Annotated in this window: 6 protein-coding genes and 1 pseudogene; 1 reads left to right on the top strand and 6 read right to left on the bottom strand. The window is 31.4% G+C overall.

Annotated features, from left to right (window positions below; genetic code table 11):
* Positions 1-2: 2 nt before the first annotated feature.
* The 6 genes from V7719_RS18415 to V7719_RS18440 all read right to left on the bottom strand — a co-directional run bounded on the left by V7719_RS18415 (position 3) and on the right by V7719_RS18440 (position 6,500).
* Positions 3-1,412, bottom strand: coding sequence for an MBOAT family O-acyltransferase (locus tag V7719_RS18415; RefSeq protein ID WP_335731421.1), 1,410 nt, complete (start codon positions 1,410-1,412; stop codon positions 3-5).
* On the bottom strand, positions 1,413-1,637 hold the full coding sequence (locus tag V7719_RS18420) for a hypothetical protein (RefSeq protein WP_335731422.1): 225 nt from the start codon (positions 1,635-1,637) through the stop codon (positions 1,413-1,415). It abuts the gene before it with no gap.
* Between the two features lie 13 nt (positions 1,638-1,650).
* Complete coding sequence (locus tag V7719_RS18425) at positions 1,651-2,760, bottom strand: hypothetical protein (RefSeq protein ID WP_335731423.1); 1,110 nt, start codon at positions 2,758-2,760, stop codon at positions 1,651-1,653.
* Between the two features lie 103 nt (positions 2,761-2,863).
* Positions 2,864-3,967 (bottom strand): glycosyltransferase, encoded by a 1,104-nt coding sequence (locus V7719_RS18430; protein WP_335731424.1) that lies wholly within the window; start codon positions 3,965-3,967, stop codon positions 2,864-2,866.
* On the bottom strand, positions 3,957-5,507 hold the full coding sequence (locus tag V7719_RS18435) for a lipopolysaccharide biosynthesis protein (protein ID WP_335731425.1): 1,551 nt from the start codon (positions 5,505-5,507) through the stop codon (positions 3,957-3,959). Before V7719_RS18435 ends, V7719_RS18430 begins: the two co-directional genes overlap by 11 nt.
* Positions 5,508-5,537: 30 nt before the next feature.
* Positions 5,538-6,500: a glycosyltransferase gene (locus tag V7719_RS18440; protein ID WP_335731426.1), complete on the bottom strand. Its 963-nt coding sequence runs from the start codon at positions 6,498-6,500 to the stop codon at positions 5,538-5,540.
* Positions 6,501-7,198: 698 nt separating this feature from the next.
* On the opposite strand from V7719_RS18440, the pseudogene V7719_RS18445 reads away from it, so the two are divergent.
* Positions 7,199-10,077, top strand: a pseudogene (locus V7719_RS18445) (hypothetical protein); the annotation flags it as partial.

Genomic DNA, 10,077 nt, shown 5'->3' on the forward strand with positions numbered 1-10,077 from the left:
TATTAAAATTGAAAGTAAATAAAATTATTAGATGTAGAGTAAAATAAAGCAAGAAGGATAATAACTATTGACACAAAAACGGCGAGGGAGCTAGTTTTAATAGTGCTTCCATAATATTCTAAAGCTACTTTTCTTCGGAAAATGAACACATCGAAACTTAGTCCTAATGCTAACATAAGTAAGGCAATAGTAACCGTATTAATATTTCCAATGAAGGGCATGGTATAATCAAAACTAAAAATGCGTTTCATGATTAGTGTTGCAGAAGATAAATCTTGAGCTCTAAAAAACACCCATGACAATAACACCACTAAAAACGTCCAAAGGGTACCTAAAACATTAAAGTTTTTAATTTTTAGTTTTGAAAAGGTGTATTTTTCTATGGCTAGAGCAACACCGTGAATTGCTCCCCAAATGACAAAGTTCCAAGAGCTTCCGTGCCATAATCCACCAATTAACATTGTTATTAAAAGGTTTCGGTAGGTAATTTTAATACCTTTTCTATTTCCGCCTAAAGAAATGTAGAGATAATCTTTAAGCCAAGAAGACAAGGAGATATGCCATCGACGCCAAAATTCTGTAATAGATTTTGAGAAGTATGGAAAATTGAAATTTTGGTTAAAGTTAAAACCTAAAAGCTTTGCAGTACCAATTGCAATGTCTGAGTATCCTGAGAAATCATAATAGATTTGAAATGCATAAAAAACAGTAGCGAGCAATAGACTTGAACCATTATGTAACTCCGGACTGCCATAGACCGTATCTACATAAATTGCTAAATTATCTGCAATTACAATTTTTCTAAATAGTCCAACAATAATTTGAAAAATGCCATCCTTAAATTGCGATGATTTAAAAACACGTTTATTTTTTATCTGCGGAATTAAATTAGATGCACGTTCAATAGGACCAGCAACTAATTGAGGAAATAAGCTCACATAGGTAAAGAAAACAACAAGGTTTTGTGTTGGCTTAATATTTTTTCTATAGATATCGATGGTATAGCTAAGCGTTTGAAACGTATAAAAGCTTATACCAACAGGTAGGATAATATTTAAGGTTAAATCATCCACCTGCCATCCTAAAGTTGACATGGCTTGAGAAAAAGAATCTGCGAAAAAGTTATAGTATTTAAAAATAGCTAACAAGCCTAAGTTCGATACTAGACTTAAAAGAAGCCATCGTTTTCTTTGCTTCTTAGTTGTTGAATTTTCAATTTTTAAGCCAGCGATATAATCTATAAAAGAGCTATATACGATAAGTGATAAGAATCGCCAATCCCACCAGCCATAAAATACATAGCTAGAAATGAGCAGTAAAATATTTTGCTTAGAAACACTATTCTTTAACATCCAATATATAGCAAATACTACTGGAAAAAAGATTAAAAAATCAATGGAGTTGAATAGCATTTATAGTGATCTTAAAATTGAAACATCTTCTGCATCATCAGCTACTCCAATAGTATTGGATTTGTCACCCAATCTTACTAAGAGCAAAATAGAAATAAAAATCAAGATTTCATTCGCGAAATAATTATGTGTTACCACTAATATTCCCATTACTGAAACTGCAACTAAAGTTAAATGAACATCAGATTCGCTATACTTTAAGGTTGTTCCGTATATGCCACACATAAATAAATTATTTTTATATTGTTTCTAATTCAGGTTTAGCATCGTTAGCCGGTTTGCTTAAATACCATGATAGCCATATCAAGAAAAATAATAACAGATAATTATCATAAAAATTATGAGACACAAAAATATATGAACACATTACTAAACTTAATAGACCAGCGAACAATTCTTCTTTCATCTTCTTTAACCCCAAGTAAAAAAGTCTACCAAACATTATGATCATGATAAAAAATGGAATTATTCCAGCTTCGCCTATAGTTAGCAAAATGGAATTGTGAACACCGACACTAATGCCAGTATCTCCACTCAATGAAGAGAATCCATTACCAAAGATGATATTATTTAAAATATCATCAAAAAAGTGCGACCAGGTCTCAACCCGAGAATTTTCAGATAAAACCCTTGTGCCTTGCTCAACTTGATCCCCAAGTATATTTTCTATGGCCTTAAATCGATAAGGATTTAATTGTAATAAAGAGGCTACTGCAAAAATTATTATCCCACTACCTATACCAAGGCCCAACACTTCTGCGTTTTTTCTATCAATAAAAACTGAAATAAGACTCAACAATATCCACATGAGAATAAAATAACGAGAGAAGGTGAGAAATCCAGCGAAGATAAAAATGATAAAACCAATCATTCTTAATATTCGATTTGATACTTTATAACAAAAACAAAAACCTATCAAAGCTACAAGGGCAGCTAAGTTCGGATTGAGATAAAACCCACTATACCTTCCATACATATGAGGGAAGAATACGGCATTAACAATTATACTAAGTGCTCCTACAAGTAAAAAATAGAAGAGATAGTTTGGTTTGCATCGTGTTACTAACTCACTCATTCCAACTATAAAAACAATAAACTTAAGGAACTTGAAAATAAAATAATCAAAATCTCCAGAATAGGCTAATCCTGAAATTAAGTAATATGTAATTCCTAAAAATATAAGGGTAAAATAAGGTTTAACTTTAGGTGCTAAAAAGTAATAGCCAAGAATCATTATAAACATTAAATAGCTAGTGTAAGAGCCAGCTGTTTCTCCAGAAACTTCAAGTATAAATGTAGGTAGATACCAAATAGAGAATGTAATAACAATGAATCTTAATATTTTCATTTGAGACTATTAGAAATAATTTGGCTTAAAAATTAGGAGTAAAGAAATCAAAAATTTACCATATAGAACTCTATTTATGAGAATAATTTATTTACAGTACGCATTATAATAATTTATTGAAATATTTCATCCATGATGCCGTAATTAAGCTGATGTCCAATTTGTTACTTTTTGTTATAGCACTTTTACTTAAATTATATCTTAAATTTTCATTTGTCATGAGTCTCTTTAATTGAATTTCCAACATCTTTTGATTATCAACCTCAATTAATAGTCCATTAATTTCGTTTTCTATTAAATCTGATGGGCCGTGCGGACAATTTGTAGAAATACTTGGCATTCCAAAATATAGGGCTTCAGCCAAAGCATTTGGGTATCCTTCCGATTTTGAAGTAAAAGCAAATATACCTGCGTTGTTATAATAGTCGTGGACATTAGTAACATTCCCCAAAAAAGATACGCGATCAATTATATTATGGTCTGTGGCAATAGTTTTGTATTCTTCCATTTTATTTCCATCTCCAATTAACTGCAATTGCCAATCATTACTTTTTGAAATATTTGAAAATGCTCTTATTAATACATCTTGAGCTTTATTAGAGTCAAGCCTTCCTACAGTTAATATCGTCTTATTTCTTGCGTTTTTTTCTCTAATAATTCTTTTAGACGCTAAAACTGATGCAATTGGGTTACGAATAACTACAATTTTTTTTGAAGGTAGTATTTGAGAATAAAATGCTTTGTTAGATGAGGTTTGGACAATTAAATAATTTGCGTATTTATAGGTGAAATTTCTTAATGTCTTCCAAAATTTGTTAGGAGGGTTGGCTACCGGATTATTACGTTCACTAATTATTGATGGTATATTATTTAATTTGGCAGATAGTATTGTAAGAACGTTAACAGAAGTGGTAAAACCAATCAGGAGGTCGATAGATTCTAGCTTTATAAGGTTAGTTATTTTTTTTATAATATATATGTTGTTATTAATGGCACTAATCTTATTTTGTTTTTCAGGAACAGTTAAATCGCAACTCAACAACTTTACTTTTGAATTTAGCTCATAAAACGAATCACATTTTATTACCGTAATTATTATCACATTGTAATTTGTGACTAATTCATTTGCTAAAGAAGTAATGACGCGCTCAGCACCTCCGGCATTTAAACTGTTAATTGTAAATCCAATTGTTTTTCTATTCGTCATTTTTTTTGAATAGTTTTTTTCTAATGATGTTATTAAAGCGATACATTAAATCTCTAAAGCCACGATTCATTAATAAGATTGGAACATAAACCATCAATGTGATAAAACTAATTTTAATTGACAATAGAAACCAATCGAAGTAATTATTGACATTCACTGTGTAGAACATCTTGACTAACCACCAAATTAATAGTAGTGAAAAAATTAACGTGAGAAATAGTTTTAAAAACCCTTTCCAATATTCCAAAACGTTTTTTTTAAAGCCATATTTAAACAAAAAATAGGGCTTCCAAAATATTACGATAACTAATAAACTTATTAGTGTTCCGAACATAATTCCCTTAATCCCCCACATCATTCCAAATATTAATGAAACGCTTAAATTTATGACTACTTCTGCAATTGGGGCCCAAACATCCCAGAATAATGCATATGCATTTTTAAAATTTTCCACCGGCGTTCTAACTTGTGATATAAAAAGATTTATGAGCATAAGTATTAAAATCCATTGATCCAAAACGTATTTCTCACCCAACCAAAGCAAAATAAATGGTTCTATTAGAAAGTAGAGATTAACACATATAAATCCACCTACTAAAAATCGAAGTGCCATCATTTCCCAAAACACTTTTCTTATATTATCATAATCATTTTCGGCGACTAGATTTCCGACTCCTGCGTTAATCCCTCCAAAAAAATTATTTATTAGTTGGGTTAGTTTTTGAAAGATAAGTTGATAATTACCAAAAAAAGCCACACTCTTTAAATTTACCAATGCAAAAATTAAAATGTGATCGGTACCACCTAGAACAAAACCTGCTATTTTATGAATAAATGTCTGTTTAATTAATTTAATAACGTCCGGATACCCCTTTATAATAGACTTATTTTGTTTGTTATTCAATATTAGCCATGGGTACTCTTTTTTTATTCTTGACCTTAATACTATTGAATATATTATTGGGAATATAAGTTCAAGTAAAATCCATAGATAATACGCTTGATAATAATAAACGAGAACAGACTGAAGTATCAGCTTAAGAATAGTAATTGATTGATAAATAGAGGAAACTACATACGATTTTTGATCAGCTTGTAAAATTACAATATGGTAATTAATAAAATAACTTAACAATGAAGATGTTAAAAAGCTAAAAAAAGCGAAATAAACAATTGTTAGATTGATAGTAGTTTCGGAGAATATAAAAGGAAGGAAAACAGAGACAACTAAGCCAAGTAAAAAAATCCCTAATCCAATTTTTTTGTATAAATAGCCTATAAGTGCTATTATATTGTTTATCTCTTTTTTGTTATTTTGAAATAAGGGTCCGTAAAGTGTAACTCCTATAGCTGTACCTATACCTAATTCTGCTAAGTTTAAAAAACCTAAAATACTTTGTAATGTTGAGGTAAGTCCAATAAATTCATCACCTAGGCCTTCTAGAAATATTTTTCGAGAAAAAAAATGGATAAAGAGTGTAATGCTATAAAAGAAAACACCAACTCTCGCATTCTTAATTGTTTTTTTTATTCTGGACATATCAAGGCAAATATATTGAAATACAACACCTTATCGTTGTTTATATATTAGTAAAGAATTCAACTTAACAAATAAATTAAAAATATTTATTGGTAAAAATCTTGCTAGTCTTAGATGCAAAGGCGAATTATTATTTTTATTGTAATTTTCGTTTATTAAATTTTTAATTTTTTTTCTATGATTTAACGTACTATCAAAAGTAGAATTATAATGAAGCATTTTGTAGTTATAAAGTAAAACATCTAACAGAAAATTCCTTGCTATTTCTTTAAGCTCCTTATCGTTTTCTTCATGATACACTTTATTTTTCAAGTGTAATGCAGCATCAACAGAATCTAATACTTTAAGTTTATATTTACCCCTAGTAATGCTATCACCTGCTATGTAATAATTGTAGAACATATTTGATAGATAAATAGAGTTATTAATGTTTTTAAAAAGATCGAATGTAAAATAGACATCTTCAGAGTTTTTTCCTTCAACAAAAGAAATTTCCTGAAGTAATTTTTTATGATATAATCTGCTACAAACGGAAAAATCCTGGTTCTTAATAATTCTTTTTAATGCTTGCAATCTGTCTTCCATAACTAAGGAGCCACTTCTGTCAATACCATTATTTACTTCAGTGGTTGAAAGTAAGTCGCACTCTACAATATCTACATCATGCTTTTCCAAAATGTTTAACATAGTTTTATACATATCTGGCTCAATCCAATCATCGCTATCAACAAATCCAATATAGTTACCAGAAGCTATTTTAAGACCACTATTCCTAGCCCCACTTAAGCCCTTATTTTCTTGATGAATAACTAGTACTCTAAGGTCCATATTGGAATAGTAATCACAAATTTCACCACTACTATCTAATGACCCATCATTTATAAGTATAATCTCTAAGTTTTTATACGATTGATTAATTATACTATCAATGCATCTGTGAAGGTATTTTTCTACATTATAAACAGGTACTATGATGCTGATTTTTGGTTCCATATTAATAATATTCTGCTATATGTTGTAAATGTCTAATTGCAATTTTTGATAAATCCCCTTTCATATAAATTTAATCACGTTAAATTTTGGAATTAATTGATAGTTGTTCTTTATATATGAATATCTTATAAAGATATATCGAAATACACTTCTTAATCATGTTTTCGTACTACGAAAATAATTTTTTTTTTCTCTTCCTTAGTATTAAACTAAACTGTTTAGATTAACCGGTTTTAAATTGGTATGAAATGCATGCTTAAAGCCAACTCCTAATTTATTTCTTTACGTTGGATTTTAATTGCAAAAGAAGTTACGTATAACTATCTGATTTTGTTAATAGAGTATAGTTCAAATTATAAGAATAAAATAATTAATCAAACGGTGCTATGCTTCTTTTTTTGTTGATTTTAGTTTTTTAAGTGTATTAAGAATTGTAAGTATTTATGGCTGTTTTGGGCAGGTAGGTTCCTACAAACGTTAAAGTTAGTTATCAAAACATCCTTTATAAAGTTTAGCCCGTATATAAAACTGTTAAGAGTATTTCATCCATGTTATATTACATATTATAGGATAAATATAATTATTGTAAGTAAATATATACGATTTAATACTTTTTAACGAATAATTAGTACTTTAAACGATTTAACTAAAAAAATAATTTAGATTGCCTAGCAATTAAGCCCCAAAATTAATAGCAAATGATATCCCCAAATCTTAACTGGGATTCCTATGGAATCTCAAGAAACTCTTTTTGTTGTCTACTTATAACACTAATTTTTTGTTTTTCATTCAACAGTTATGCACAACTCGCTTTTCCAACAGCCGAAGGCTTTGGTAAAAACGCTAGTGGTGGACGAGGAGGCCAAGTAATAAAAGTTACAAATCTAAATAATTCTGGAGCAGGTAGTCTACGTGCTGCATTGTTAACTTCAGGAGCAAGAACTATAGTCTTTGAAGTAGGAGGGACGATTACCTTAACTAGCGCTATTTATATTACAGATGGAGACTTTACTCTGGCTGGACAAACAGCTCCAGGTGATGGTATATTAATTCGAGGCTCAATGGTACAAGTTGAAGATTCAAATGCTATTATAAGATACATTAGATTCAGACCTGGGTCATCTGCTGCTAATACTGCAGATGCATTAAGCATTACAGCTTGGTCGAATACTCTTGTAGAAGATGTTATTGTTGATCATTGCTCATTTAGTTGGGCTGATGATGAAAATTTCAATACTAGAGGATCAGGTTCTACTCCGGGAACTGTTCGAAATATTACTGTTCAAAATTGTATTATTTCAGAAGGTAATTATGGTATGTTAGCAGGTCCAAATACTTTTAATCAAACATTTTATAAAAATCTTTTTGCTCATAATAATGAACGAAATATTAGAAATGGTTATCCTACTGATGGAACATTTGCTTTTGAAATGATTAACAATTTGATTTATGGATATAAATGGGCTACATCTCCAAGTTTAGGTGGTAAGTTTACAGTATTAAATAATCATTATAGAGCATCTAGTCAAACATCAGTCAATGGAGCTGCTGTAGATGGTACTCCCGCAGGGCAAACAACACCATCAGAAACTTATGCATATATAGATGGTAATATTACTCCTAATGGAATACTTGAATATAGTAGTATCTTAAATCCATATATTGAAACTACACCTTATGCTGATTCAGGGGTGAATGTAATAGGTGCATCCTCAGTCGCCAATGATATTTTACCTCATGTAGGAGCTAGTTTACCTGCAAGAGATGCTGTAGATGTTAGAATAATTAATCAATACAATAACGGTAATGGTACACTAGCAAGCTCTGGTATATACCCAACAATACAAAATGGTCCTGCACCTGCAGATAGTGATGATGACGGAATGCCTGATTTTTGGGAAAACGAAAATGGATTAAATCCTAATAATGCATCAGACAGAAACATTGTACAACCAGACGGTTATACAAACCTTGAATATTATCTTAATGGATTAACACTTGAAACCTTAGGGAGTCAAGTAAGTGTCAATGCAGACAATGATGCAATTTGTGAAGGAGAAGAAGCTATTTTAACGGCTTCTGGTGCAGATTCTTATGTATGGGATTATAATGGAGAAACTTCAGCAAATATCACTGTATCTCCAACTGAAACAACCATATACACAGTTACTGGATCGCATTCTGACGGTAGTACAACACAAGATCAAATCACTATAACAGTAAATGCAATTCCATCAGCAAATGCTGGAAACGATATAGAAACATGTCAAGGTACAGCAGTGACTTTAACTGCTTCTGGAGGTACATCTTACCAATGGAGTAATGGAGCCACAACACAATCTATTACAGTCAACCCCAATACAACTAGTACATATTCGGTAGAAGTTACTGAAAATACGTGTTCTAGTACAGATCAGGTTGTTGTAACTGTAAACGAAATACCAACTGTAGATGCAGGATTAGACGAAACAATTTTTATTGGAGAAACGGTCACATTAACCGCTACAGGTGCAGACTCATATGTATGGAGTACTGGAGAGACGACACAGAGTATTACAGTAAACCCTATTCTTGACACCTCTTATTTTGTGACTGGAACAACAAATAATTGCGAGAGTACAGATTCTGTTACTGTTTTTTTGCTAGATGACAGTGTCAATGCTAATGCTGGAATTGACACAGAGATTTGTATTGGAGAATCCACTACACTTACAGCAACAGGAGGAACAACTTATCTTTGGAGCACAGGAGAAACTTCAGTGTCTATTAACGTTTCACCAACAACTACAACGGCTTACACAGTAACTGTTTTTAGTTTATCTGGTACAAATTCAGAAGAGGATAGTGTTATTGTAACCGTAAACGATATTCCGGTTGCTGATGCTGGAATTAATATTGAGATTTGCTTCGGAAATTCAACAACTTTAACAGCTTCTGGAGGTTCATCATACCTTTGGAGCACGGGAGAAATAACGCAAACTATAATAGTTAATCCAAATACAACCACAACTTATACAGTTGAAGTTTTTGAAAACAACTGTTCAAACACAGACGATATTGTTGTTACAGTCAATGCATTGCCAACAACAGATGCAGGAAGTAATGTTACTATTACTACAGGGGAATCAACAACACTAATAGCTACTGGAGCAGACACCTATTTATGGAGTACAGGTGAATCAACGCCAAGTATTTCGGTATCACCAAATAGTACAACAATTTATACCGTTACCGGATTTTCAAATGGATGTGAATTTTCTGATGACGTAACTGTTTCCGTAGGAACAGAAACGATCACGGCAAGCGCAGGAACAGATGTTTCAATTTGTAATGGCGGAAGTACAACGTTAGCGGCTTCTGGCGGAATAACCTATTTATGGAGTACAGGAGAAACTACGGCTAACATTTCTGTAAACCCAAATGCAACAACAACATATACAGTGACGGCTTTTAATGTTTCCGAAACCGTTTCAGATGACGATTCTGTTATAGTGACCGTAAATGCATTGCCAACAACAGATGCAGGAAGTAATGTTACTATTACTACAGGGGAATCAACAACACTAATAGCTACTGG

The sequence above is a fragment of the Psychroserpens sp. genome (assembly GCF_036960315.1).
GTDB lineage: Bacteria > Bacteroidota > Bacteroidia > Flavobacteriales > Flavobacteriaceae > Psychroserpens.